The sequence below is a fragment of the Burkholderia sp. BDU5 genome (genome assembly GCF_001522845.1).
Taxonomy (GTDB): Bacteria; Pseudomonadota; Gammaproteobacteria; order Burkholderiales; family Burkholderiaceae; genus Burkholderia; species Burkholderia mayonis.
Map to the genome: position 1 here is coordinate 31,394 of NZ_LOWC01000078.1, position 24,494 is coordinate 55,887.

A 24,494-nucleotide genomic window follows, 5' to 3' on the forward strand; every position below is an offset into this window, starting at 1 on the left:
CGACCGCGAAGCATGGGACCAGAGTAAGCGCTAAAGCGCTAACGCTGGTCGACCGCAAAGCATGGGACCAGAGTAAGCGCTAAAGCGCTAACTCTGGTCGACCGCGAAGCATGGGACCAGAGTAAGCGCTAAAGCGCCAACTCTGGTCGACCGCGAAGCATGGGACCAGAGTAAGCGCTAAAGCGCTAACTCTGGTCGACCGCGAAGCATGGGACCAGAGTAAGCGCTAAAGCGCTAACTCTGGTCGACAGAGGAGAACGAACATGTTGCTGATCGAATGTCCGTGGTGCGGTCCGCGCGCCGAATCCGAATTCAGCTGCGGCGGCGAAGCCGACATCGCGCGCCCGCTCGATACGGACACGCTGTCCGACCGCGAATGGGGCGATTACCTGTTCATGCGCAAGAACCCGCGCGGCGCGCATCGCGAGCAATGGCTGCACACGCAGGGCTGCCGCCGCTGGTTCATGGCGCAGCGCGATACCATCACTTACGAAATCCAGGGCTACGACACGTTCGGCGGTGCCGCCGACGGCAAGCCGGCCGCCACCGCAGCAGAGGACACGAGCAAATGAGCCAGAAAGACCGACTCGGCGCAGGCGGGCGCATCAACCGCGCACAGCCGCTGACCTTCACGTTCAACGGCCGCACGTATCAGGGCTTCCAGGGCGACACGCTGGCGTCCGCGCTGCTCGCGAACGGCGTGCACTTCGTCGCGCGCAGCTTCAAGTATCACCGGCCACGCGGGATCGTGACGGCGGGCGTCGACGAGCCGAACGCCGTCGTGCAGCTCGAAACCGGCGCGTACACGGTGCCGAACGCGCGCGCGACGGAGATCGAGCTGTATCAGGGACTCGTCGCGACGAGCGTGAACGCGCAGCCGTCGCTCGAGCACGACCGGATGGCCGTCATGCAGAAGTTCTCACGCTTCCTGCCGGCGGGCTTCTACTACAAGACGTTCATGTGGCCGCGCAAGATGTGGCCGACATACGAAGAGAAGATTCGTGACGCGGCAGGCCTCGGCAAGGCGCCCGACACGCTCGACGCCGACCGCTACGACAAGTGCTACGCGCACTGCGACGTGCTCGTCGTCGGCGGCGGCCCGACGGGGCTCGCGGCCGCGCATGCGGCGGCCGTGAACGGCGCGCGCGTGACCCTCGTCGACGATCAGCGCGAACTCGGCGGCAGCCTGCTCGCGTGCCGCGCAGAGATCGACGGCAAGCCCGCGCTGCAATGGGTCGAGAAGATCGAAGCCGAGCTCGCGAAGCTGCCCGACGTGAAGATTCTCACGCGCAGCACCGCATTCGGCTATCAGGATCACAATCTCGTGACCGTCGTGCAGCGGCTGACCGACCATCTTCCGGTATCGATGCGCAAGGGCACGCGCGAGCTGATGTGGAAGGTCCGCGCGAAGCGCGTGATCCTCGCGACAGGCGCGCACGAGCGTCCGCTCGTATTCGGCAACAACGACCTGCCCGGCGTGATGACCGCGTCGGCCGTGTCAACCTACATCCATCGCTATGGCGTGCTGCCGGGGCGCGTCACGGTCGTCGCGACGAACAACGATCGCGGCTATCAATGCGCGCTCGATCTGAAGGCTTGCGGCGCAAAGGTGACGGTCGTCGACGCGCGCGCGTCGACGCGCGGCGCGTTGCCCGCGGTCGCGAAGCGCAACGGCATCGCGGTGATGAGCGGCGCGGTCGTGTCGGCCGCGACGGGCAAGCTGCGCGTCGCATCGATCGACGTCGCGTCGTATGCAAATGGCAAGACGGGCGGCAAGATCGCGACGCTGCCGTGCGATCTCGTCGCGATGTCGGGCGGCTTCAGCCCGGTGCTGCATCTGTTCGCGCAATCGGGCGGCAAGGCGCACTGGAACGACGACAAGGTGTGTTTCGTGCCGGGCAAGCCGGTGCAGCCGGAAGCGAGCGTCGGCGCGGCGGCCGGCGAGTTCGAGCTGTCGCGCGCGCTGCGGCTCGCCGTCGACGCGGGCGTCGCCGCCGCGAAGTCGTCGGGCCACGCGGCCGAACGGCCGCCGGTGCCGAAGGTCGCCGAGGCGGTCGAGGACGCGTTGCTGCCGTTGTGGCTCGCGAGCGGCGCCGACGCGGCGGTTCGCGGTCCGAAGCAGTTCGTCGATTTCCAGAACGACGTCGGCGCGGCCGACATCCTGCTCGCCGCGCGCGAGGGCTTCGAATCGGTCGAGCACGTGAAGCGCTATACGGCGATGGGGTTCGGCACCGACCAGGGCAAGCTCGGCAACATCAACGGGATGGCGATCCTCGCGCAGGCGCTCGGCAAGACGATTCCCGAGACGGGCACGACGACGTTCCGCCCGAACTACACGCCCGTATCGTTCGGCGCGTTCGCGGGCCGCGAGCTCGGCGACTTTCTCGATCCGGTCCGCAAGACCTGCGTCCACGAATGGCACGTCGAGCACGGCGCGATGTTCGAGGACGTCGGCAACTGGAAGCGGCCGTGGTATTTCCCGAAGAAGGGCGAGGACCTGCACGCTGCCGTTGCGCGCGAGTGCCTCGCGGTGCGCAGCGCCGTCGGCATGCTCGATGCGTCGACGCTCGGCAAGATCGACATCCAGGGCCCGGACGCGGTGAAGCTGCTGAACTGGGTCTACACGAATCCGTGGAGCAAGCTCGAAGTCGGCAAATGCCGCTATGGGCTGATGCTCGACGAGAACGGGATGGTGTTCGACGATGGCGTGACCGTGCGCCTCGGCGACCAGCACTTCATGATGACGACGACGACGGGCGGCGCCGCGCGCGTGCTGACGTGGCTCGAGCGCTGGCTGCAGACCGAGTGGCCCGACATGAAGGTGCGCCTTGCGTCCGTCACCGATCACTGGGCGACGTTCGCGGTGGTCGGCCCGAAGAGCCGCAAGGTCGTGCAGAAGGTATGCAAGGACATCGACTTCGCGAACGACGCGTTCCCGTTCATGAGCTATCGCGACGGAACGGTCGCGGGCGTGAAGGCGCGCGTGATGCGGATCAGCTTCTCGGGCGAGCTCGCGTATGAAGTGAACGTGCCGGCAAACGCGGGCCGCGCGGTATGGGAAGCGCTGATGGAGGCGGGCGCGGAGTTCGACATCACGCCTTACGGCACCGAGACGATGCACGTACTGCGCGCGGAGAAAGGCTACATCATCGTCGGTCAGGACACCGACGGATCGATCACGCCGTTCGATCTCGGGATGGGCGGGCTCGTCGCGAAGTCGAAAGACTTCCTAGGCCGCCGGTCGCTCACGCGCGCCGATACCGCGAAGAGCGGGCGCAAGCAGTTCGTCGGCTTGCTGACCGAAGACGCGCAATACGTGCTGCCCGAAGGCGGCCAGATCGTCGAGGCCGATGCGGCAGCGTGCACGGACGGCACGACCGCGATGCTCGGCCACGTGACGTCGAGCTATTACAGCCCGATCCTGAAACGCTCGATCGCACTCGCGGTCGTGAAAGGCGGATTGACCCGGATGGGCGAGCGCGTCGCGATCTCGCTCGCAAACGGCCGGCGCGTGGTCGCGACGATTTCGAGCCCGGTTTTCTACGACACCGAAGGGGTACGTCAGCATGTGGAATGAAACGAGAAATGAAGCTTCGGTGGCGGCGCGCGCGCAGGACGGCGCACGGCTCGAATCGCCGCTCGTCGGCGCGGGCGACGCGTTGAAGGCGCACGACGCGCGCGCATCGAAGAAATTCCGGTTCCGCGAGCGGCCGTTCCTCGATCTCGTGAACGTGCGCGGCGAGCCGAACGATCCCGCGTTCGTGCGCGCATTCGAGCAGGTGGTCGGCTGCCGGCCGCCCATGAAGCCGAATACGGTCGCGCGCAGCGCGGACTACGACGTGCTGTGGCTCGGCCCCGACGAATGGCTCGTGCGCTCGAACGGCGCGGTCGCGGCGGGCGCGCTCGAAGCGAAGCTTGCGGAGGCGGTGCAGGGGATGTATGCGGCGGCCGTCGACGTCGGCAGCGGCTACACGGTCGTCGAAGTGAGCGGCGAACGCGCGCGCGACGTGCTCGCGCGCGGCTGCCCGCTCGATCTGCATCCGCGCATGTTCGGCGTCGGACAGTGTGCGCAGAGTCATTACTTCAAGGCGTCGATCGCGCTCGTGCCGATGGGCGGCGATACGTTCGACATCGTCGTGCGCCGCAGCTTCGCCGATTACTTCAGCCGCATCATGCTCGACGCGGCGGCGCCGCTCGTCTGATGAAGCCCGTCGACGAGCCGTTCGTCTCGCTCGATGCGCCGCGCCTGAGCGGGCGCGGCTGGAGCATTTTCGTCGACGGATTGGAGGTGCCGGCGCGCATCGGCATTCATCCGCACGAGCATGACGCGCCGCAGCCGATCGTGATCGATGCGCGGCTCGGCTATCGATGCGCGCCGAGCGAGGAAGGCGGCTGGATCGATTACGACGGATACTGCGCGAAAATCGCGGCGTACCTCGCGGCGAAGCCGCATACGAGGCTGTTGGAAACCCTCGTCGCGGAAATTGCGGTGCTGTCGTTTCGGGAATGGCCGGCGCTGGAGACGCTGACGATCGCCGCGCACAAGCCGAAGATTCGACCGGGAACGAAGCGGGTGGGCGTCGAGCTGGATTGGACGCGGGCGGATTATCTGACGTGGAGCGGCACGGTCGCGCGACACCACGGAGTGCGGGCGGCTTGACGCATTGTCTCGCAAGCTGGAATTTCTTCAGGCATCCGACGGATATCCCGTTTGAAGGAACGCGCGGCTCACGGCTTGTAGCGCCATTTTTCCGCCGATGGATCGATCAGGCGATACTCTTTGTCCCGTTGCAGCGCGCGTGCTTCGTCTGCAAGTTTCAGCGTGCGCAAGCGATCTTGTTGCAACGTTTCGAAGCGGCTGGGCGTACGTCCGAACGTTTTATCGAGTCGATTCTTCATGATGGCGGTCGGGTTGTCGGCGTTTGTCGGAGGCGCCCGGCCGGCGATCCGGTTCGGGATCGCCGGCTTGACGCGGCGTGGTTTTCAATTGGCCTCGATCCCGGAAGCGGTTTCGAGCACAATGTCGATCGCGTCGGCACATGGCGCGCGAGCCGTGGGTTCCGGGGAACGCGCATGCGGTCATCTGAGTTGGTACATTACATCGCTCGCCATCTCGTCCGCCTCGAATTCCGAGTACCCGTTCGCACGCAACAGCTCGCGAAGCGCAGCGAACATCAGAAATTCGCGCTGATTGCATTCCAGGTTGATGTCGGTTTCGTTCAGGCGCTTGCTGTCGGCCTGAACGATTTCATTCTGGTACACCAGATTCAGTACGTCATCTCGATTCATCACAACTGCCGAGACATCGCTCGGCCCTCTTTGAGTCGGTCGTTCGAGCGGCTGGGCGTGAACGCAACGTCGTCTGCGGTTGATGCGCTGCGCATCGCCGTCTATCGTAAAGGGGGACTCACCGGTCAGCTCGAAGGCTTGGATCGGGTGAGCGCGGTGTCGGTGCCGCTTGGGCAATCCGGATTGTCGCGCCGAAGCGTTCATGATGCGCAGGGGTGGATGCGCACCCTATACGATTCAACCATGATCCGCTCTCTGGCGGAAATGTCGACCGATTATTTGCAACAGTCGCGCGCGGTCCTGTTCGAGCCCGATCCGGGCACGATCTCCTCGAATGGCCGCCCGTGCGAGTAGATTCGACTGACCACAGGACGGCGTCGTCGGAATGCGGAGACGCATGATGAGTGGCGCCGCTCGGAATTGACGGCATTCACGCGGTTGTGCGGCGGGATGATGCGAGCGAGGCTAATGGCCAATGCCGATGTCAGCGCATGGCTTTGGCCGATATTGGGCAGCGGCGCCGACATGTGCATGCGTCGAGCATCGAGGACGGCGGACGCGCATTGCGCGTGCACGTCGAATGCGGCATGCGATGGATGCGCGCCGTCGTGCGTGGCCGATGAGTGGTGAATGAGCGGTCGACAGTTTGTTCATCGACCATCTGAGCGCCTGAGCGCCTGAGCGCCTGAGCGCTTGAGCACTTGAGCACTTGAGCACTTGAGCACGTGCGGAGCGTGGCGGAAGTCATTCCGCGCCGCCCGTCCGTTGCAGTAATGATGCGGCATCGCCAGCGGCGATCGAACCGTCGTATCGAACAACGCATGAGTGGCGTGACGAGATCGCAGGTATGCGAACGACATCGCCGAGGGCCGAGGCCGTTGCGAGGTGGCGTCGCGGTGACGTCGGTAGCCCGGCCCGCGCGCGAAATGGACGCTCTTCGAGCGTGACGCGCCTGGCGGCGCGCCCGCGCCGGCCTGGCCCGGACGCCGATGTTCAATACATCTTCTTCGGCGGCATCGATCGGCGAATTTGCTTGCGCAGTCTCGCGACGGCGGAAGCCTTCTTCCGCTTGCGCTCGGTGGTGGGCTTCTCATAGCTCGTCCGCGCGCGAAGCTCCTTGATCAGGCCGGTTCTTTCGATCGTGCGACGGAAGCGCCGCAGTGCGACTTCTACCGGTTCGTTTGGATTGAGGATGATCGTGGTCAAATTGGTCCTTGGTTGGGGCCTGGGCGATGGGGCGTCGGCGCGATCACGCGCATTCGCGGCTCGCCAGTAGCGCGTAGGCCTTGGGGAGGGCGACGACGGATGCGCTTGCTTCCTTCCGTCGGCGAACGTCGGCTGGTTGACGCGTGGAACGCAGCGTGGCGGAAATGTCGGCCGACACGGGTTGCTGCATGTCGAGTGCAGCGTGTGCATTGGCACGCGTCGCGGAGCGACGCGGCGACCGCGGGCGCGCGATGGCCTCGAAGCCGAACGCACGCGATGCAGTCAGTTGTGGCGCATCTGGAGCACGGAAGCCCGAAGATACGACGGTGCCACTATACACGTGAATCAACGTGAAGCACGATTCATTTTTGGCGACGGGCCGAATCGCGCGGCGATGCACATGATGCGCTCGATGCGAGCACCACGCGTTAGCGAGCGGCGCGGGGATGCATCGAAAGCGCGCGTTCCGATTATTTTCAGAAATGGCTTGACCGAGTGCTTCGTGCCGCGTATGGCCGCGGCAGAAGCCCTCAAGAAGTCCGATTGCTGTTCATCACTTTGCCGCCACTCGCGCGGAATTCGTTGTCCTCTCGCTCCTTGATGCTTCCCCATACCTGCAGCGGGGCAGGAGCGTATCAACTTTTTTAGGGATTCTTATGGATACCGGTACCGTCAAGTGGTTCAACGACAGCAAGGGCTTTGGCTTCATTTCGCCGGATTCGGGGGGCGACGACCTGTTCGCGCACTTCTCCGAAATCAGGGGCGAAGGGTTCAAGACGCTGGCCGAGAATCAGAAGGTGAGCTTCCAGACGAAGCGAGGCCCGAAGGGCCTTCAGGCAGCCAACATCAAGGGCTGTAAGCTGTAACGCTTTATACGCCCGATGCCGCAAACGCGCATTGGGGCTATGGGCCGGATTTCATGAAACCGGCCGCGCATCGATCTCCCCTCCCAAGGCGACGCTCGCCCACTTGCCTGCGTCCGCACCGTCCCGCGAACGAAATCGTGCCGCCAGAGATCGGCGGAATTCACGTTCGACTACTAAAATTACAATGCAAATGACTTCTATGACTTACCGCGGTTACGCGGTTCAATCTTTCGCGCACCGTCTGTCCGACGGCTATTTTTCATCCAACCTGTTGCTCGAAAAATCGCCGGCACACGCTGAAGAGGCGCTTTATCGCTTCTATGGGCTCGACTATTTTTCCACCGAGGAAGAGGCGGTTCACTACTCGAGCTGCTGGGCGCGCAACTGGATCGATACGTGCGGCTGAGTATCGACGCGTCGCGCAAGGGTGCGCGACGCGCGGGCGAGCGAACCGGCAGAATGCGATACGGTTCGCATTGCGATGTTGCGTGGCGACGCACATCGACTTGCGCGTTCTGCGCCGATTTACAATGCGTCGAATCCGACGCCGCGCGCCGGGCGCTCGCGGAAAGGCTTCCGCTGACGCCCGGGCGGGCGCATGAGGCCACCCCGGATTTCGTCGCGCGATGATGCCGCGCGACGTTACGAGCAGGTCCTGCCGTGCGACGGGCGGAAGCCCTTCGCCTTCGCTTCGGATTCCGACATGTATGCTCCTTGCTTGGTCTTGCCGTATTGCTTGTCGCTCGGGCAGTGATAGACCTTCGTGCCGGTATTTGCCCACACTTGGCCCGGAGCGCCGGCCGGTGCCGAACTTTTCGCTGCCGCCATACCCGACGGGGCAAGCGCGCCCGATGCCGCCGCGACGGGCGCGGCAGCCATCGGCGTGCCGCTCGCTGCTGCGGCCTTCGATGCGCCGTACCAGGTCTTCAAGCCCTTGTGGCCCGAGCATGCTCCTTTCTTCGATGCGCCGGAATAGAACGAGCCGTCTTTGCAAAGACCGGTCGTGCCGGCGGGCGCGCTTGCCGGCGCTTGTGCAAAACTGCTGATCGAGATGCACAAGCCGGCGGCGAGTGCCGAGAGAATGGCGGTCTTTTTCATTTCAACTCCTGATTATCCGGGTTGGCGCATATGCGCTTGCGTGACCTTGCGCGCTCGTGTTGCAACACGCGTGAAGTACTGACGCGGAAGCATGCGTCAGTACTGTCAATAACTCCCGGGCCGCGCAACCGGTTGACCAGCGAATCGCGGATAGCCTCGTATCGTTGCAACGATGCGTGACAATGTGTAACGGGCCTGGCGCGGCGGAGCGGGTGGCGCGGTCGTGAGATACTCGCCACCCTGCCGCGTTGCGGCGTACATCGACGGGAGTCGCCGTGTTTGCGAGTTTTGAACCGACCGCCACCGGGTTTGTCGCGGAAATCGATGGATGCCGTTGCAGCATCGAAGGTGCGCCGTCGCCGATCGCCGACCGGATCGACTGGCGCTGGACGATTTCGCAGCCGGAGCCGGACAACTTCGACGGCTCCGATCCTTACAAATATGAAGTGCTCGCGGTGGGCGAAACCGTGACGCCGCTGCAAGCCGAGCAGCAAATCGTCGCGTGGCTCGAAGCGCATCCGCCCGAGGACGCGTGACGCAGCGGCCGCCCGTGGACCGAGGCGGTCACGCCATCACGACGTAGACCTTGCGCAGCGTCTCGCGTATTTGCCATACGCCGACGGTATCGGCGGGGAAGAACAGCGTGTCGCCCGCGCGGATCTCGACCGGCTCGCCGCCCGCAGGCGTGAACGTGCACGCGCCCGACAGGATGTGCATCACCTCGGCGTTCGCGAGTTGCCGCTCGAAGCGGCCCGGCGAGCATTCCCACAGCCCGGCCTGGTTGTCTCCCGCGCCTTCGAGCGGAACGTCGAGACAGCGGGTATGCACGACGGTCGCGCCGAGCGGGCGGGCGACCGCGCCGGCGTCCTCGAGGCCGGCGGCGTCGACGGATTGAGAAATGACGGTGATGGACATCGGACTTGTTCCGTACTGTTCGTGCTGATTGGACATTGAAAGGAACGCTGCGCGCGGCGCGCCGGTCAACGGCCGGCGTCGACCGCGTCCGCGAGTTCCGCAAGCGAACGGAAGTGATGGTCGGGGCGGGAGATCTCGGATTCGATCGTGCCGCCCGAGCCTTGCTGCGCATGGCGGCGCTCGATCCAGCAAGTCGCGATGCCGAGCCCCATCGATACGCCGATGTCGTGATACTGGCTCTGCGCGACGTGCAGGTTGTCTTCCTGCCGGTAGCCCCACGCGCCTTCGAAACGGCCGCGCGCATACGCGAAGTAGCGCGGATCGGGTTTTTCGCATAGCGCGTCGTCGCAGCTCAGTTCGAGGTCGAACGGGTGATCGAGCGTCGCGGAGAAATGCTCGAGCGCCCACTGCTGCGCATTCGTCATCGTCACCAGCTTGAAATGCTTGCGCAGGCGCTTCAGCGCATCGACCGAATCGTCGAAGGCGGGCCAGCGCGCGACCGAGTCGCGAAAACCTCGGGCGATCGCATCGTCGTCGGGCAGGCCGAGCGCGGGCGCGACCGCATGCCAGCATCGGACGAGGTCGTCGGGATACCAGGTCGCGTTCGCGTCCTTGCGGGCGATGCGGTAGGCACGCAGGAAATCCTCGTCGGTGATTCGCGCGTCGGGCGCGGCGTCGTGAACGTAGTCGAGCATGCCGCGCTCGAAGTCGATCAACGTGCCGACGACGTCGAAGGTCAGAACTTTGAATCGGGTGAGGCTCATGGTGGGTCGGGCTCGATGGGTTGGGCGATGTGACGCGTGATTCGGCCGGCCGACACGATGAATGTCGACGCGCCGGCATTCGATGCCGATGACGACGGCGGCAGTGCGGCCAGCGTCAAGCGTCGCGGATTCGCGCGCGCTGCCGGGGGGCCGGCCGCGTGTCGCGCCGGACATCGTTCGGCGTGCGATCAGCTTAAGCGCAGACCGCGTCGCAGCGATGCTGAATTGACCGGGGCGGACCGCAGCGTATGCCGAATTGCGGAGCTCGACTGGGGAAATGTGCCGAATCGCGAGATTCGGGCGGGGCGAGGGCGAATTCGGCTGCTGAAAGATGCGGTTCCCGCTGCCGCGTGTCCGACGACGGCGTCGTGCCAAGCTGCGCCACGCTGTGCGCCGCCGGCGCATTCATCCGATCCCGCCGAGCCCTCTCTCCGAACAGGGCTTCCTGCCGGCATCGCGCGTTCCATTGTTACACTTACGTCAACTGTCCCTCCGCCGAAGCCCGCCATGAAGCCCCAGCTTCTCGTGCTGATCCCGCTGCGCGATCATGCGTACGCGCAACTTGCCGACGTATTCGACGTCATCTACGCGCCCGACCCCGGCGAGCGCCGCCACGCGATGACGGAACGCGGCGCCGCCGTGCGCGCCGTGCTGACGAACGGCACTACCGGTCTGCTCGCCGACGAGATTGCACGCCTGCCGAACCTCGAGTTCGTCGGTGCGCTCGGCGCCGGCTATGAGAACGTCGCGGTTGCCGGCGCGCGCTCGCGCGGGATCGTCGTCGTCAACGGCGCCGGCACCAACGACGACTGCGTCGCCGATCACGCGTTCGCGCTGCTGCTCGCGGCGGTGCGCGGCGTCGTGAAGCTCGATGCGGCATGCCGTGCGGGCGTGTGGCGCGACGCGCTGCCGATGCAGCCGAACGTTTCCGGCAAGAAGCTCGGGATCGTCGGCCTCGGCAACATCGGCCAGAAAGTCGCGCGCCGCGCGGCGGGCTTCGACCTCGAGATCGGTTATCACAACCGCACGCCGCGAGAAGGCGTCGCGTACCGCTATTTCGCCGACCTCGAAGCGCTCGCGCGCTGGGCGGATTTTCTCGTCATCGCGACGCCGGGCGGCGCGGCGACGCAGCATCTGATCGACGCGCGCATTCTCGGTGCGCTCGGTGAGCACGGTTTTCTCGTCAACGTGTCGCGCGGCAGCGTCGTCGACACGGCGGCGCTTGCCGACGCACTGCGTGCGGGCCGCATTGCCGGCGCAGGGCTCGACGTCTATGAAGGCGAGCCTGAGCCGCCGAGCGCGCTGATCGGTCTCGACAACGTCGTGCTGACGCCGCACTTGGGCGGCTGGTCGCCGGAGGCGCTCGACCGTTCGGTGCGGCAGTTCCTCGACAACGCGGCGCGTCACTTCGCGGGGCAGCCGGTGCTGACGCCGATCTGACGAACAGGAATCCCAACGCTGACTGAAGGAGAAGCGATGTCGACCTATACGGCCGAAGTGGCGTGGCAGAAGCAGGAAGGCGAGGCGTTCACGGACAATCGCTACAGCAGGAAGCACGAGTGGCGTTTCGACGGCGGTGTCCGCGTGCCGGCGTCGAGTTCGCCGCATGTGGTGCGCGTGCCGTTTTCCGATCCGGCGGCGATCGATCCGGAAGAGGCGTTCGTCGCGGCATTGTCGAGCTGCCACATGCTGTGGTTCCTGTCGCTCGCCGCGCAGAAGAAGTTCGTGGTGACGGGCTATCGCGACGTGGCTGAAGGCACGATGGAAAAGAACGCCGAGGGCAAGGAAGTGATGACGCGCGTCGTGCTGAAGCCGCACGTGACGTTCGGCGGCGAACGCGGACCCACGCGCGAGGACGTCGACAGGCTGCATCACGCGGCACACGAGGCGTGCTATCTTGCGAACTCGGTCAAGACCGAGATCGGCGTCGAAGGGAACTGGGCGCACGAGCGCGCGCCCGACTGACGAAAGCCGCGAACGAACGACGCACGGCAGGCGCATGTCAAGCGAAGCGCGCCGTGCACGTCGGTCATGCAAGTTGGCATGCCGACGTTTTCCGACGGCAGCCGGCTCGCCGTGCAATGAGCGAGAGTCGAGTCGCGATTGCCGGGGCGAATGGACGCGGCGCTGCTAGCGCGCCTCCCGCGCGATCTTGCCGAGCATCTGCCGACGGAACGCGAGATTGAGACGTATCCCATGAGCCGCGGTCCGGCTGAACGCCGAAGCGTAGCGCTCCGCCGTCCGTGTTGCTGGCGGGTGTCGCTGCGAACCGAATCTCGCTGCGACGCGCATTCGCCTAGCACGTGGGCGTCGCGCCGGCCGAATATCGGAAGCGATACGTGCATGGAACCGGGTCGGAGCGCGCCACGTCGTAGCGGTCTGCGGCCACGTTCGTGCCGTTCGCCGCGACTGCGGCCGCCGATCAGTTTGCAGCCGCGCCGGCGGGATCACGCGCGGTGTCGCTCGCGTCATCCGGCGATGCGAGCGCCTCGAGCGCCATGCCTTTCGTCTCGATACCCAGCACGCCGACCGTAAGCGCAGCGACGACGAACGACAGCGCACCGAGCGTGAATACGCCGCCTTGCCCGAAGATCGGCAGCACGACGCCGATCGCATACGGGCCGATCAGCGAGCCGACCCGCCCGATTGCCGATGCGAAACCCGAGCCCGTCGCGCGCGCGCCCGTGCCGTACAGCTCCGGCGTGTACGTATAGAGCACCGCCCACATCCCGAACAGGAAGAACTGCATTGCAAGCCCTGTGCAGACGAGCAGCGTCACGCTGCCGCCGAACAGCGCGCTTTGGCCGTATGCGTAAGCCATCGCGCCTCCGCCGACGAGCGAAGCGATGCACGTCGGCTTGCGTCCCCAGCACTCGACGAGCCAAGCGGCGCACAAGAAGCCGGGGATGCCGCCGAGCGAGATCAGCACCGTATAGAACACCGATTGCGTGACGGCGAAGCCGGCTTGCTGCAGCAGTGCGCCGAGCCACGACGTGAGGCCGTAGAATCCGAGCAGCGCGAAGAACCACAGCAGCCATACCATCGTCGTGCGGCGACGGTAAGCGGCGCTCCAGATTTCGCGGAATGCGCCTCGGCCGCGCACGGCGACGGGCTCCGCGAGTCGCGATGGCGCCGGCAGGCTCGAGACGCGCGCGGACTGCATCACTTTCGTCTCGACGTGCGCGAGCACGCGCTCGGCCTCGGCGAACCGGCCGTGATGCTCGAGCCAGCGCGGCGATTCCGGCACGAGTCGGCGCACGACGAGCACGAACACGGCGGGAAGCGCGAGCAGCGCAAGCACGGTGCGCCAGCCGAACAGCGGCAATACGAAGTACGAAACGATCCCGGCGGTGATGAAGCCGAGCGGCCAGAAGCCGTCCATCAGCGCGATCAAACGGCCGCGCTTCGCGGCGGGGACGAACTCGGATAGCAGCGTCTGCGCGACCGGAAACTCCATCCCCATGCCGATGCCGAGCAGCACGCGGTAGACGATCAGTGCGTCGACGCTCTGTGCGGTCGAGCACAGGTACGACGCCGCGCCCCACAACACCATGCTCCACTGGAGCACGGGGCGCCGGCCGAACCGGTCGGCGAGGAGGCCCGCGACTGCGGCGCCGAGCACCATCCCGAAGAAGCTCGCACTGGCGACGAGGCCGGCTGTCGCGGTCGACAGGCCGAACTCCCTCTTGATCGAGCCGAGCACGAAGGTCATCGTGCCGAGGTCGACCGAATCGAAGAAGAACGCGATCGCGATGATCACGAAGATGAGCTTGTGATAGCCGGAAAACGGCAATCGTTCGAGGCGGGCGGCGGCGCTGGCGCGCGCGGCGTTCGAAGGGGCGGCGGGGGCGGCTGGCATGGCGGTCTCTGGTCGGAAGGCGGCCCGGCGCGGGATGCGCGGGGCGTGCGGCTCCTTCAGTAGACTTGACCATTATTCGCCGCCATAGAAGGAAAGCGGCATGCGGCTGGAACGGGTGCGCCATTGGCAGGGCGCCCATGCGCGCCTGCCGATGCGGCGTGGTAGCGAAGAAACCAGGGTGACGGGCGTTGCAGATGGGGCGCGACGCCCGTCGCGCACCCGTTCGATGCGCGAGGCGGATCGTCGCCGTCGCGCTTCGTCATTCGGACGTCGTCGCGCCTCGCTGGCAATTGCGTTCGTCCCGCAACGATGAGATCGGACATCGCCTTGCGTCAGCGGGAACCGGCATGTCGGCGCGCTCGGAGCCGACACGCCGACCCGCTTACGCGAGCGCTCGCCGCGTCGTCTGATTCGCGCTCGCCCGGTAGTCGATCATCGACGACTGCAGTTCGACCAAGATCGCATGCGCGCCGGTGTCGGCGGGCGCGTCGTGGAATCGCGCGATCCACTGACGAAGCCACAACGGGCTCGCGGCCAGGTAGCGGCGAATCGAGTGGCCGTCGTCGAGTCGCGCGTGGTCGTCGAGCAGGAACACGCCCGTTAGCCGTGCGACGATCTTGCCCTGCTGGCCTTCCTGCCAGATCGGCGTCGCGTGATCGTAGCGATAGTCGGCGGGCTGCGTGTGCACGAGGCAATGCTGCAGCACGTCCGCATGTTCGCCCGGCTGAATCACGTAATGACGGCTCGTGGTGCCGGCGAGGCTGCGCACGTCGTTGAAGGCGGTCACGTCGACGACCGACGTGCCGAGCCAGTCCAGGTGGATGTCCGCAGCGGAGCCGAACGACACGAAGAGCGCACGATCGAAGAACGTCCGGAGTTCGTCGCTCGTGAGGCCGAGACGCTCGCCGTCGCGGCACGCCTGCACGTCCAGTTGCTGCGCGGTCGCGATCCCGGAGCTGTGCGCGAAGCACTTGAGGAACGGCAGCCGTGCGATCTGCTCGGGCTTGATGCGTCGTGCGCGCGAGCCGTCCAGATACAGCGGGAATCCTGCCGCGTCGCGGCGCACGAGCTGCCGGTCCGTGTAGGCGAGCTTGGCCGGCTTGTCGACGAGGCGCGGCAGCATCAGGCGCTCGTAGATCAGCTGCGATTCCTGGCTGAAGTAGCTGCCGGCCGGATCCGCGTTCAGCGCGAAGCGGTTGTGCAGCATGCTGGCTTCGATCACTGTTTCGCCGTCGTCGCGGCGTCCCGAATGCGTGATCGCGAGCAGGCGCAGCGGCGTGTCGCGTGGCGCCTGCTTGGGCGGGCGCAGCGTCGGATCGGCGGCGATCTGCGCGACGAAGCCGTGGAATAGCTGAGCCATTCCGTTCGACAGCTTGAGGCCGAGCGGATAGTTCGTGGTCGGCGTGCTGGGCAGCACGACCCAGTCGGCGCTGTCGATCGCGGCCGGCAGATCGTCCGGCGCGATGTCGCGGCGTACGGGCGGCTCGCCCGCTGCCGCCGACGTCTCGAGCACGGTCCAGACAGGGCCGCACGCCTTGTGCGACGCGTTCGAGCGGTCGCGCAACTCGAGCGTGAGCTCGCGCAGCGCGTGATAGAGCAGCGCCATCGTCGCGCTGTAGCGCGGGCTCTGGCGCAGGCCGAGATTGACGACGTTGCTGTAGTCGCTGTTGTATCGGCAAGGAATCCCGACCAGATATTCGAGGCAGCGCAGCGGCAGCGGCTTGAACTGGTCGACGCGCACGCTGTAGCTCGCGTTGTCGCGCGTCACGGTCTTGCCGGGGCGCGCATAGTCTTCGAGCGCGCGGTCGTACGCATCGATCGAATGGCCGCGCGGCACGAGCAGTTCACGCGCGAAATTCAACGCCTGCGGGATCTGGATGTAGCGGGCGACCAGATATTCGTGGTCTTCATAGCGATCGAGTTCTTCGACGAACGAACGAATCGTAACGCCGAAGCTGCGCGCGGCCGTGAATACGTGCTCCGCGAGCGCGGCGGGATCGGTCGGCAGCGACGCCGGGCGCGCGAGGTGGGTCGCGAGCCGGTCCTCGATCTTGCGATACGTGTCGACGATCGGCCGCAGCGCATCGAGGATCGTGTCCGCCGATACGAGACGCTCGTCGGCCGGATAGTGCGCGAGCGCCGCCTCCGCTTGCCGGAACAGCGCGACGTCGGGACGCGACATGCCTAGCTCGTCGCGCAGCGTTTCGGCATCGACGATGCCGATGCCGCGGCGCTCGAGCTCGAGCCGCAGCCAACGAACCTGATCACCCGTTCCGCACGCCTTGCGCACGCCGCCCGGCACGCGCGTGTCGAACACGTTCAGCGCGTCTTCGAGGCCGACGCGGATGCCGTCGAGGTCGAGCGCGATCGCCACGTCGACGAGCATCGCCTGGAACGGACCTGGCAGCAGCAGAGAAATCTTGCACGACGGGAAGTTGTCGCGCAGTTTGTCGACGGTCGGGCGCAGTTGCGTGGCGGCGAGTTCGACGGCCTTCTCGTGCGCATCGTCGGTGCCCGCTTGCAGCAGCTTCGCGATCGCCTTGCGCGTGGGCACGTCGATCAGCGAGTCGTCGCTCGTGTCGCCGCTGACGGGGTCGCGATGGTGCTGATCGACCGCGGCGACGAGCATGAACAGCACTGGCACACCGGCTTTGACGAGCGGTGATTGATAGAGCGTGATCGAATTTTCGACGATCGTGTGGTTGAACACTTCGATCTCGGGCCGCACGCCGACGTCCGCGAAATGGGCGAGCTGATCGGCGAGGAACGCGTTCGGGTTGTCGTAGCCGCCGCCCGCCTGGAATACGACGGGGCCGGGGCTGAACGACGCAACGTCGGGCGCGAGCTGCGCATGGCCGTAGCGCTTCAGGTGCGCACGTCGCAGCGGGCTTTGCGACGCGCGCCGGTCGCCGCGCGCGCTCGTCGACAGATTCAGGATCGCGGACGGCTCCAGGTCGAGCAGCGCGGGCATGATGTGGTCATAGTCTTCGAGCACGATGTGGTTGCGCTGTGAGCCGATGCTGATCGGAGCGTTCAGCCCGGGAATGGCGAGTGTCGCCTGATCGTCGGTTGCGCGCGTGTGCAAGTGGACTGCCGCCGCGCCTTCGCGGAGGGCTTCGCGCGAAGCCTCGACGATGCCGTCCGCCGTGATCGGCAGATAAGGCGAACGCGCCTTGCCCGGTTGCCAATAGCCGGCGCCGCACGTCTGCCAGCCGTTTTCGAACAGCGAATCGAGCACGGCCGCGTTGTCGGCGCGAATTCGCTCGACGAAATCCGGCGACAGATAAGTGTGGATTCGATCGTGGGTCCAGGTTAGATGCCCGTCGTCGGTCGCGGTCCAGCCGAATGTCGTGAGCTGCAGGACGATCTGCCGGACCAGCTCGATCGACGACAGGCGTTCGAGCGTGGTGCGCGTGATCAGCGGCGGTTGAGCGAGGGAATGTGAAATCGACGTGCGGTGCCATACGGCGCCGTTCGGCGCCCAGCCGCTCTGGCGCAGCGCATCCGGCACGGACGCCGCTTCGCGTGCGCCGTCATATCCGGCCAGGTCGATCGGTGCGTCGAAGCCGTATTCGCGCACGATACCGCCTGCGGGTATGGCCTCCCATCCGTTTGCCGCGAGCGCGTTGGTCGTCGCTTCGCGCATGTCGGCGGGCAGCAGCCCGAGCAGGACATCCGGGATGAACTTCGGCTCCAGCGGATCGAGGAACTTCGGGACAGCGCCGACGGGGGCTGCGGTGATGTAGAAGGTCTTGACCATGATCGTCCTGAATTACGTTGGAAAGTGATCCTAAATAACTGAGATCGGATACGGCATTTCATGGCGCCGTCGAGTCACCGGGCCGAGGGAGGGTGTATTCCGTCGGAACCAGATCGAAAAACGGCTCGTCCGCCTAAATGCGGGAGGCATCTTGTTGGGCTTTCTGTAAGGTGCCTTGCGCTTATCTTACAATAAAATTACGGAGATTTATAAAAATAATTCCATGTTGAATATGTCGAAATTAAAATAGATGTAATTTCAATGATTGTTAATTTGTTCGGGTCATTTGTTTCGGTGGGGTCGAATTCCGATGGCGCAGTTGGGGCAGATGTTTGCCATGAGTTGCGGCGCGTGGCCTGGCGTGCAGTTGGTTAGGGCTTGTGCCTTATCTTGATTTCGATATTGCGATAAGCGGGGTGCGATCTTTTTGCGAAAAAATCGGGTTAAGAATGATGTGATTGGAATATTTAATTGATTCGATGCCTGACGTTGCATTTGCTTTATCGGAGTGGGTTCGAGCGGTGCTTGTTTTCTGAAATTGATGTTCCGTTGGGTTGCTTTCCCATTGCGTCAATGTTGCGTCGAATGCATTGCATGCGTAAATGCCGAGTTCGATAATTGGGGCAAGCGAAAAATGGGTGGATTCGAGCGCGGCGCGCGAGAGGGCGGGCGTGGAATCGCGGTTCGAACGGAGTTTGGGGGATGCTCGGTGATCACGGTGGAGCTCACGACGATCATCCGGTAGCTGCGCTGCACGAAGGCGTGCGTCATTGTTCTTGCCAGCAGTACGAGCCATCCCGTGTCGTTTGGCGATCTTGAAGGGATGAGCCGAAAGCAAACGGTCCGCAGAACGGGTGGTGCGCAATCGATTTGCCGCGAGTGGCGGCCCGCGGTTGACGCGGTTGAGAGCGCCGTGTCACGAGGGCCTTTGGTGTATTTCGCTCGCGATGACTGAAATTGCGCGACGTGGTGCACGTAGTGTTCGCGGAGTGGCGCGCCGTCGTTCTTGTTGTCGTTGTCGACACCGAATCTCTGCAGAGGATGGAGGGATTGCCCGGAACGCGTGCGGTTCCGGTTGCGAGATCAATTGCGCGCGTCGAGCGCGCTTGCATCGGCCGGCAGAACGCGTGGCCAGCTGCGTGTGGCGCGCCGACGGTCTTATCGGATGCTCTCGGGCATCGACGACCGCCGGCGCGGTTTCCGCCGACGTTTATACGGTGGCGGGCGCTCCGGCGGGCTTGTTGCCGCGCGCGGGCGCGCCATTCGCGACGTAGTACCGCGCGTTCGAGCGTTCGAGCGGCTTGCGCTTGCGGATCTTGTCGGCGATCTTCTCGGCGATCATGATCGTCGGCGCGTTCAGGTTGCCGGTCGTGATGATCGGCATGATCGACGCGTCGACGACCCGCAGTCCCTCGAGCCCGTGCACCCGCCCTTCGTTGTCGACGACGGCCATGTTATCGAAGCCCATCTTGCACGAGCACGACGGATGGAACGCCGTTTCCGCGCGTGCGCGCACGAACGTGTCGAGATCGTCATCGCTCTTCAGGTCGACGCCCGGATTCAACTCGCGGCCGCGATAGCGGTCGAGCGCCGGCTGACACATGATCTCGCGCGTCGCGCGGATCGCATCGCGGAACTCGCGCCAGTCGAGCGCTTCCGACATGTAGTTGAACAGAATGCTCGGATGCGCATTCGGATCGCGCGAGCGCAGCTTCACGCGACCGCGGCTCGGCGAGCGCATCGAGCCGACGTGTGCCTGGAAACCGTGCATCTCGATCGCGTTCGAGCCGTTGTAATTGATCGCGACGGGCAGGAAGTGGTACTGAATGTTCGGCCAGAGATCGTCGTCGCGCGTGCGGATGAATCCGCCCGCCTCGAAATGATTGCTCGCGCCGAGACCTGTGCCGTTGATCATCCATTCGAGGCCGATCTTCGGCTGGTTCCAATACTTGAGCGCCGGATACAGCGATACGGGCTCCTTGCATTCGTACTGGATGTACATCTCCAGGTGATCCTGCAGATTGCGGCCGACGCCGGGCAGATCGAGCACGACCGGAATGTCGAGTTCGCGCAGCCATTCGCCGGGGCCGACGCCCGAGCGTTGAAGCAGTTGCGGCGACGCGATCGCGCCGCTGCAGACGAGCACTTCGCGGCGCGCATGCACGGTGACGCGCTCGCTGCCGTGCAGGAACGTGACGCCTGTCGCGCGCTTGCCGGAGAACAGGATGCGATCGGCGAGCGCATGCGTGACGATCTCGAGATTCGGCCGCGGGCGCGCCTGGTCGAGATAGCCGCGCGCGGTCGACGCACGGCGGCCACGCGGCGTAACCGTGCGGTCCATCGGCCCGAAGCCTTCCTGCTGATAGCCGTTGAGGTCGTCGGTGCGCGGATAGCCGGCCTGCACGCCGGCCTCGACCATCGCTTCGAAGAGCGGATTCACGCCGGGCTTGCTCGTCGTCACTGACACCGGGCCGTCGCCGCCGTGATAGTCGTTCGCGCCGACGTCGCGCGTCTCGGCTTTCCTGAAGTACGGCAGGCAGTCGAGGTACGTCCAGTCGTCGAGGCCCTTGTGGGTCGACCAGTTGTCGTAGTCGAGCGCGTTGCCGCGGATGTAGCACATCCCGTTGATCAGCGACGAGCCGCCGAGGCCCTTGCCGCGTCCGCACTCCATCCGGCGATGGTCCATGTGCGGCTCGGGATCGGTTTCGTATGCCCAGTTGTAGCGCCGGCCCTGCAGCGGGTACGCGAGCGCCGCCGGCATCTGCGTGCGGAAGTCGAACCGGTAGTCGGGGCCGCCCGCCTCGAGGAGCAGCACGGTGACGTCCGGATCCTCGGTGAGGCGCGTCGCGAGCACGTTGCCCGCGGAGCCTGCGCCGCAGATGATGTAATCGAATTCGCGTGTCGTCATCGTTGCGGTTCTCCTGGATGCTTAGAACACCGGTTGATAGCGGCCGAGTTCGACCTGCACCGATTTGATTCGAGTGTAGTGCTCGAGCGTCGTGATGCCGTTCTCGCGTCCGACGCCGGATTGCTTATAGCCGCCAACCGGCATCTCGGCAGGCGATTCGCCCCACGTGTTGATCCAGCAGATGCCGGCTTCGAGACGATGGGTTGCACGGTGCGCGCGCGACAGGTTCTCGGTGACGACGCCTGCCGCGAGGCCGTATTCGGTCGCGTTCGCGCGTGCGATCGCTTCGTCTTCCGTTTCGAACGACAGAATGCTCATCACCGGGCCGAAGATTTCTTCGCGGACGATCTTCATGTCGTCGCGGCAATCGCCGAACACGGTCGGCGCGACATACTGGCCGTTCGCGAAGTGATCGTGCGAGAGGCGTTCGCCGCCCGCGAGCAGCTTCGCGCCTTCGGCCTTGCCGCTGTCGATGTAGCCGAGCACCTTGTCGAGCTGTGCCGCGCTCGCGAGCGGGCCGAAATTCGTGTCGGAATCCGAAGGTTTTCCGATGCGGATCCGCGCGACGCGTTCGAGCACGCGCTGAACGAATGCATCCTTCACCGCCTGCTGGACGAACACGCGCGTGCCGTTCGTGCACACCTGGCCGGCGCTGAAGAAGTTCGCGGTGACGGCGATGTCGGCCGCGCGGTCGAGATCGGCGTCGTCGAAAACGATGAGGGGCGACTTGCCGCCCAACTCCATCGTCACCTCCTTCAGCGATGACGCACCCGCGAGCGACATCACCTTCTTGCCGGTCTCGACGCCGCCCGTAAACGACACCTTTGCAATTCCCGGATGCGCGGTCAGGAACGCGCCGACCGAGCCGTCGCCCTGCACGACGTTGAACACGCCGGCGGGCACGCCCGCTTCGGTGTAGATCTCGGCGAGCTTGAGCGCGGACAGTGGCGTGACTTCGCTCGGCTTGAAGATCATCGCGTTGCCGGCGGCGAGCGCGGGTGCGCTCTTCCAGCATGCGATCTGGATCGGATAGTTCCATGCGCCGATGCCCGCGCACACGCCGAGCGGCTCGCGGCGCGTGTAGACGAACGAGTCCGGACGCAGCGGCACTTGCAGGCCTTCGATCGCGGTCGCGAGGCCCGCGTAGTACTCGATCACGTCGGCGCCCGTGACGATGTCGACGGCGCGTGTCTCCGCGATCGGCTTGCCCGTGTCGCGCATCTCGAGCTCGGCGAGTTCGTCGTTGCGCTCGCGCAATAGCTCGACCGCACGGCGCAGGATGCGCGAGCGCTGCATCGCAGTCATCGCGGCCCATTCGCGCTGACCTTCGTGTGCGGACGCGACCGCGCGCTCGACGTCGTCGGCGCTCGCTTGCTGGACGCTCGCGAGCCGTTCGCCCGTCGCCGGATCGAACGTGTCGAACGTCTTGCCGCTCGTGGCTTCGGCGTAGGCGCCGGCGATGTAAAGGCGTTGCAGACCGTATACGGACATAAGGATCTCCTTGGGTGGGCGAGGGCGCGTTGCGCGTCAGGCGCGCGGCGCGAGCAGCAGGTCGATGTAATCGTTGGCGAGCTTCAGGGCCGCCTTCGTGTCGAGCGGTTCGCCCGCGAGCGCGCCGCGCAGCCACAGGCCGTCGATCAGCGCGGCGAGGCCGCTTGCGGCCTCGCGGGCTCGTGCGCGCGGCAGCGTTTTTGCAAATTCCGCACACAGATTCGAATAGAGTCGGCGCGTGTTGACGCGCTGCAGGCGTCTCAACGTCGGCTCGTGCATGCTCTGCGACCAGAACGCGAGCCAGGTCTTCATCACGGGAGCGCTGATCTGCGTGTCGTCGAAATTGGCGGCGACAACGGCGCGCAGGCGCGTGCGCGGCTTGGCGGTCGCGGCGGCGCGATGGCGCGCGGTCGCGGCCCACAGGTCGCGCAGCACGTGGCGCATCGTCGCTTCGAGCAGGCCGTCCTTGTCGCCGAAGTAATGGCTGACGATGCCCGTCGAAATGTTCGCGCGCTGCGCGACGGACGCGAGCGTCGTGCCGGGCAAGCCGGCCTCGTCGATGGTGCGGAGCGTCGCGTCGATCAATTGAGCGCGACGGATCTCGCGCATTCCGAGTTTGGGCATCGCGGGGCCTTTGTATACGCGGCGGGTGGCGAAGTCCGAAGGATAGCGGTTTTTTATTGATCGTTCAATTAATAAAAATATATGGGGATCGATCGCCGGATGGCGATGGTGTGGGCGAGGTGGTTGGTCCGCTGTGCCGTTCGGCGTCGGTGGTCATCCAGCGCACCGACGCCGATGCATGGTTAAGCCGCGCGGCGGTGAAAGTTAATGGAAAGTAAGTTGAGAATGTTTAAAACGTTTTAATCGGTAATTCCTGTATTGTGAATTCGTGTTATGGGCGGTCGGTAATGATGGCGATATGGATTGGGGTGTCTGTTTTGGTGCACGACTGCCCTAGATTGGGTATGGCGAGATGATGAATGAATGATGTGCTTGAGATATTGGGATCGAGCTGGATTGTGGATTTTTCGTTTTGCGATGTAATTGGGTCGATGGATGCGATGTCCGCCTTTGTCGGCCTGCGTTGGGTCGGGTGGGGGTTGTGCGACGGACGTCTCAAGCGATACCCGCACGATGCGTTCTATATCACAAAAAATATTTCGCTGCGATGAAGGGGTTGATCGGGGAGATGTTTTAGAGTGATTTGTTAAATGTGCGAAAGGACACACTGATGATTTTTTTGAGGCGAAACATTAAAAATAGTTGAGGAGATTGTATTCAGCGTATTAGTATTAATACCGCAAAAACGCAAATCACCGCGCGACAGCAATGAAAGCGGGAAGGCAACGGAAAGCGGTAATTTCCTGGAGAGGCGTCATGCGAGATAGAGGCGCTGGAGACCACGGGCCGAGAGAAGCGGGGTGACCGCGACGGGCTCGGGGGAGCGTATTGCCTGTGGAATATGAGGCGATGCGCGGCTCCGGCGAGTGGGTAGCCGTCACGGCGCGCGCGAGGCAGGGCGGGCGGATCGCGCGGGAGGGCGTGCGGCTACGTGGAGGCGTCCTTCAAGGGGAGGGGCGCGGGATCAGCTCATTTGCCGAGCGGATGCGGGAGATTACGCCATGCCTATCGAGAAACAGGTCGTAGCGCTGCCGAACGGACTGAAGGTCCACGTCGAGCGTCACGTGTTCGATCCGGCCTTCGAGACGGTCATCCTCGTCAACGGCGCGCTGGCGACGACCGCGTCGTTCGGCCAGACGATTCGTTACCTGGGCGAGCGCCTGAACGCGGTGTGCTTCGACTTGCCGTACGCGGGGCAGTCGCGGCAGCACAATCCGGGCGAGTACATTCTGACGAAGGACGACGAGGTCGAGATTCTGCTGCACCTGGCCGAGCGGTTCGAGCCGAGTTTTTTGCTGTCGGTGTCGTGGGGAGGGGTGGCGTCGCTGTTCGCGCTGGCGCGGGGGTGCGCGAGCGTGCGCCGGGCGGTGATCGCGTCGTTCTCGCCGTTTTTGAACGACGCGATGACGGACTACGTGACGCGCGCACGCGACCACATTGCGGCGGGCGAGAACCTGAAGGCGGCGCAGCTCCTGAACGACACGGTGGGGCGCTACCTGCCGCGGATCATGAAGCTGTACAACTACCGCTACCTGACGAAGCTGCCGCGCAAGGAGCAGGACCAGGTGGCGTTCCACGTCGACCAGATCCTGTCGATGCAGCCGGAGCAGTACCTGCCGGAATTCCGCAACATCGGCTGCGACGTGAAGTTCGTCAACGGCGAGCTGGACGAGTACACGACGGCGTCGGACGTGCGCCGGCTCGGCGCGTACGT

General features: G+C 64.9%; 22 protein-coding genes. 12 read left to right on the forward strand and 10 right to left on the reverse strand.

The window, feature by feature from the left end:
* The first annotated feature begins 263 nt into the window (after positions 1-263).
* The 5 genes from WS69_RS13855 to WS69_RS33310 are packed head-to-tail and all read left to right on the forward strand — an operon-like array spanning position 264 to position 5,643.
* Positions 264-572 (forward strand): sarcosine oxidase subunit delta, encoded by a 309-nt coding sequence (locus WS69_RS13855; RefSeq protein WP_059471327.1) that lies wholly within the window; start codon positions 264-266, stop codon positions 570-572.
* Positions 569-3,577 carry a sarcosine oxidase subunit alpha family protein gene (locus WS69_RS13860; RefSeq protein WP_059471328.1) on the forward strand — a complete coding sequence of 1,003 codons (3,009 nt, stop codon included), beginning with the start codon at positions 569-571 and terminating at the stop codon, positions 3,575-3,577. Before WS69_RS13855 ends, WS69_RS13860 begins: the two co-directional genes overlap by 4 nt.
* On the forward strand, positions 3,567-4,202 hold the full coding sequence (locus WS69_RS13865) for a sarcosine oxidase subunit gamma (protein ID WP_059471329.1): 636 nt from the start codon (positions 3,567-3,569) through the stop codon (positions 4,200-4,202). The genes WS69_RS13860 and WS69_RS13865 overlap by 11 nt, the downstream gene beginning before the upstream one ends.
* Entirely contained in the window at positions 4,202-4,660 is a 459-nt protein-coding gene (locus tag WS69_RS13870) for a dihydroneopterin aldolase (protein WP_059471330.1), read from the forward strand. The genes WS69_RS13865 and WS69_RS13870 overlap by 1 nt, the downstream gene beginning before the upstream one ends.
* Positions 4,657-5,643: a hypothetical protein gene (locus tag WS69_RS33310; RefSeq protein WP_156438124.1), complete on the forward strand. Its 987-nt coding sequence runs from the start codon at positions 4,657-4,659 to the stop codon at positions 5,641-5,643. Before WS69_RS13870 ends, WS69_RS33310 begins: the two co-directional genes overlap by 4 nt.
* 639 nt (positions 5,644-6,282) lie before the next feature.
* On the opposite strand, the gene rpsU is transcribed toward WS69_RS33310, so the two are convergent.
* The gene (gene rpsU / locus WS69_RS13880) at positions 6,283-6,495 is read right to left on the reverse strand and encodes a 30S ribosomal protein S21 (RefSeq protein WP_010109316.1); all 213 of its coding nucleotides are present in this window, start codon (positions 6,493-6,495) and stop codon (positions 6,283-6,285) included.
* A 656-nt stretch (positions 6,496-7,151) separates the two neighbouring features.
* Here rpsU and WS69_RS13885 point away from each other — a divergent pair.
* Positions 7,152-7,361, forward strand: coding sequence for a cold-shock protein (locus WS69_RS13885; protein ID WP_059471332.1), 210 nt, complete (start codon positions 7,152-7,154; stop codon positions 7,359-7,361).
* A 190-nt stretch (positions 7,362-7,551) separates the two neighbouring features.
* Positions 7,552-7,767, forward strand: coding sequence for a hypothetical protein (locus tag WS69_RS13890; protein WP_082716189.1), 216 nt, complete (start codon positions 7,552-7,554; stop codon positions 7,765-7,767).
* A 236-nt stretch (positions 7,768-8,003) separates the two neighbouring features.
* Here the strand turns inward: WS69_RS13890 and WS69_RS13895 are convergent, their stop codons facing one another.
* Entirely contained in the window at positions 8,004-8,459 is a 456-nt protein-coding gene (locus WS69_RS13895; protein WP_059471334.1) for a DUF3761 domain-containing protein, read from the reverse strand.
* A gap of 275 nt (positions 8,460-8,734) precedes the next feature.
* Here WS69_RS13895 and WS69_RS13900 point away from each other — a divergent pair, with 275 nt between their 5' ends.
* Positions 8,735-8,995 carry a hypothetical protein gene (locus WS69_RS13900; protein WP_059471335.1) on the forward strand — a complete coding sequence of 87 codons (261 nt, stop codon included), beginning with the start codon at positions 8,735-8,737 and terminating at the stop codon, positions 8,993-8,995.
* Between the two features lie 28 nt (positions 8,996-9,023).
* Here WS69_RS13900 and WS69_RS13905 read toward each other — a convergent pair whose 3' ends face one another.
* Together WS69_RS13905 and WS69_RS13910 are read right to left on the reverse strand one after the other, a co-directional pair.
* Positions 9,024-9,374: a cupin domain-containing protein gene (locus WS69_RS13905; protein ID WP_059471336.1), complete on the reverse strand. Its 351-nt coding sequence runs from the start codon at positions 9,372-9,374 to the stop codon at positions 9,024-9,026.
* A gap of 65 nt (positions 9,375-9,439) precedes the next feature.
* Complete coding sequence (locus tag WS69_RS13910; protein WP_059471337.1) at positions 9,440-10,138, reverse strand: HAD-IA family hydrolase; 699 nt, start codon at positions 10,136-10,138, stop codon at positions 9,440-9,442.
* 507 nt (positions 10,139-10,645) lie between these two features.
* Between WS69_RS13910 and WS69_RS13915 the strand changes: the two genes are divergently transcribed.
* On the forward strand, positions 10,646-11,578 hold the full coding sequence (locus WS69_RS13915; RefSeq protein WP_059471338.1) for a 2-hydroxyacid dehydrogenase: 933 nt from the start codon (positions 10,646-10,648) through the stop codon (positions 11,576-11,578).
* A gap of 36 nt (positions 11,579-11,614) precedes the next feature.
* Positions 11,615-12,103, forward strand: a complete 489-nt coding sequence (locus WS69_RS13920) for an OsmC family protein (RefSeq protein WP_059471339.1) — start codon at positions 11,615-11,617, stop codon at positions 12,101-12,103.
* Between the two features lie 457 nt (positions 12,104-12,560).
* Here WS69_RS13920 and WS69_RS13925 read toward each other — a convergent pair whose 3' ends face one another.
* The 6 genes from WS69_RS13925 to betI all read right to left on the reverse strand — a co-directional run bounded on the left by WS69_RS13925 (position 12,561) and on the right by betI (position 22,780).
* Positions 12,561-13,997, reverse strand: coding sequence for an MFS transporter (locus tag WS69_RS13925; protein WP_059471340.1), 1,437 nt, complete (start codon positions 13,995-13,997; stop codon positions 12,561-12,563).
* A 382-nt stretch (positions 13,998-14,379) separates the two neighbouring features.
* Entirely contained in the window at positions 14,380-17,757 is a 3,378-nt protein-coding gene (locus WS69_RS13930) for a 3-keto-5-aminohexanoate cleavage protein (RefSeq protein ID WP_059471341.1), read from the reverse strand.
* Positions 17,758-18,142: 385 nt separating this feature from the next.
* Positions 18,143-18,622 (reverse strand): hypothetical protein, encoded by a 480-nt coding sequence (locus WS69_RS33320; RefSeq protein ID WP_156438128.1) that lies wholly within the window; start codon positions 18,620-18,622, stop codon positions 18,143-18,145.
* Between the two features lie 345 nt (positions 18,623-18,967).
* Positions 18,968-20,665, reverse strand: a complete 1,698-nt coding sequence (gene betA / locus WS69_RS13935; protein WP_059471342.1) for a choline dehydrogenase — start codon at positions 20,663-20,665, stop codon at positions 18,968-18,970.
* A gap of 21 nt (positions 20,666-20,686) precedes the next feature.
* Entirely contained in the window at positions 20,687-22,156 is a 1,470-nt protein-coding gene (gene betB, locus WS69_RS13940; RefSeq protein ID WP_059471343.1) for a betaine-aldehyde dehydrogenase, read from the reverse strand.
* Positions 22,157-22,192: 36 nt separating this feature from the next.
* Entirely contained in the window at positions 22,193-22,780 is a 588-nt protein-coding gene (gene betI / locus WS69_RS13945) for a transcriptional regulator BetI (RefSeq protein ID WP_059471344.1), read from the reverse strand.
* Between the two features lie 359 nt (positions 22,781-23,139).
* On the opposite strand from betI, the gene WS69_RS33325 reads away from it, so the two are divergent.
* Both WS69_RS33325 and WS69_RS13950 read left to right on the forward strand, forming a co-directional pair.
* Positions 23,140-23,331, forward strand: coding sequence for a hypothetical protein (locus tag WS69_RS33325; RefSeq protein WP_156438130.1), 192 nt, complete (start codon positions 23,140-23,142; stop codon positions 23,329-23,331).
* Positions 23,332-23,781: 450 nt separating this feature from the next.
* Positions 23,782-24,494 (forward strand): alpha/beta fold hydrolase (locus WS69_RS13950; RefSeq protein ID WP_059471345.1); only part of this gene is annotated, 713 nt, incomplete at its 3' end.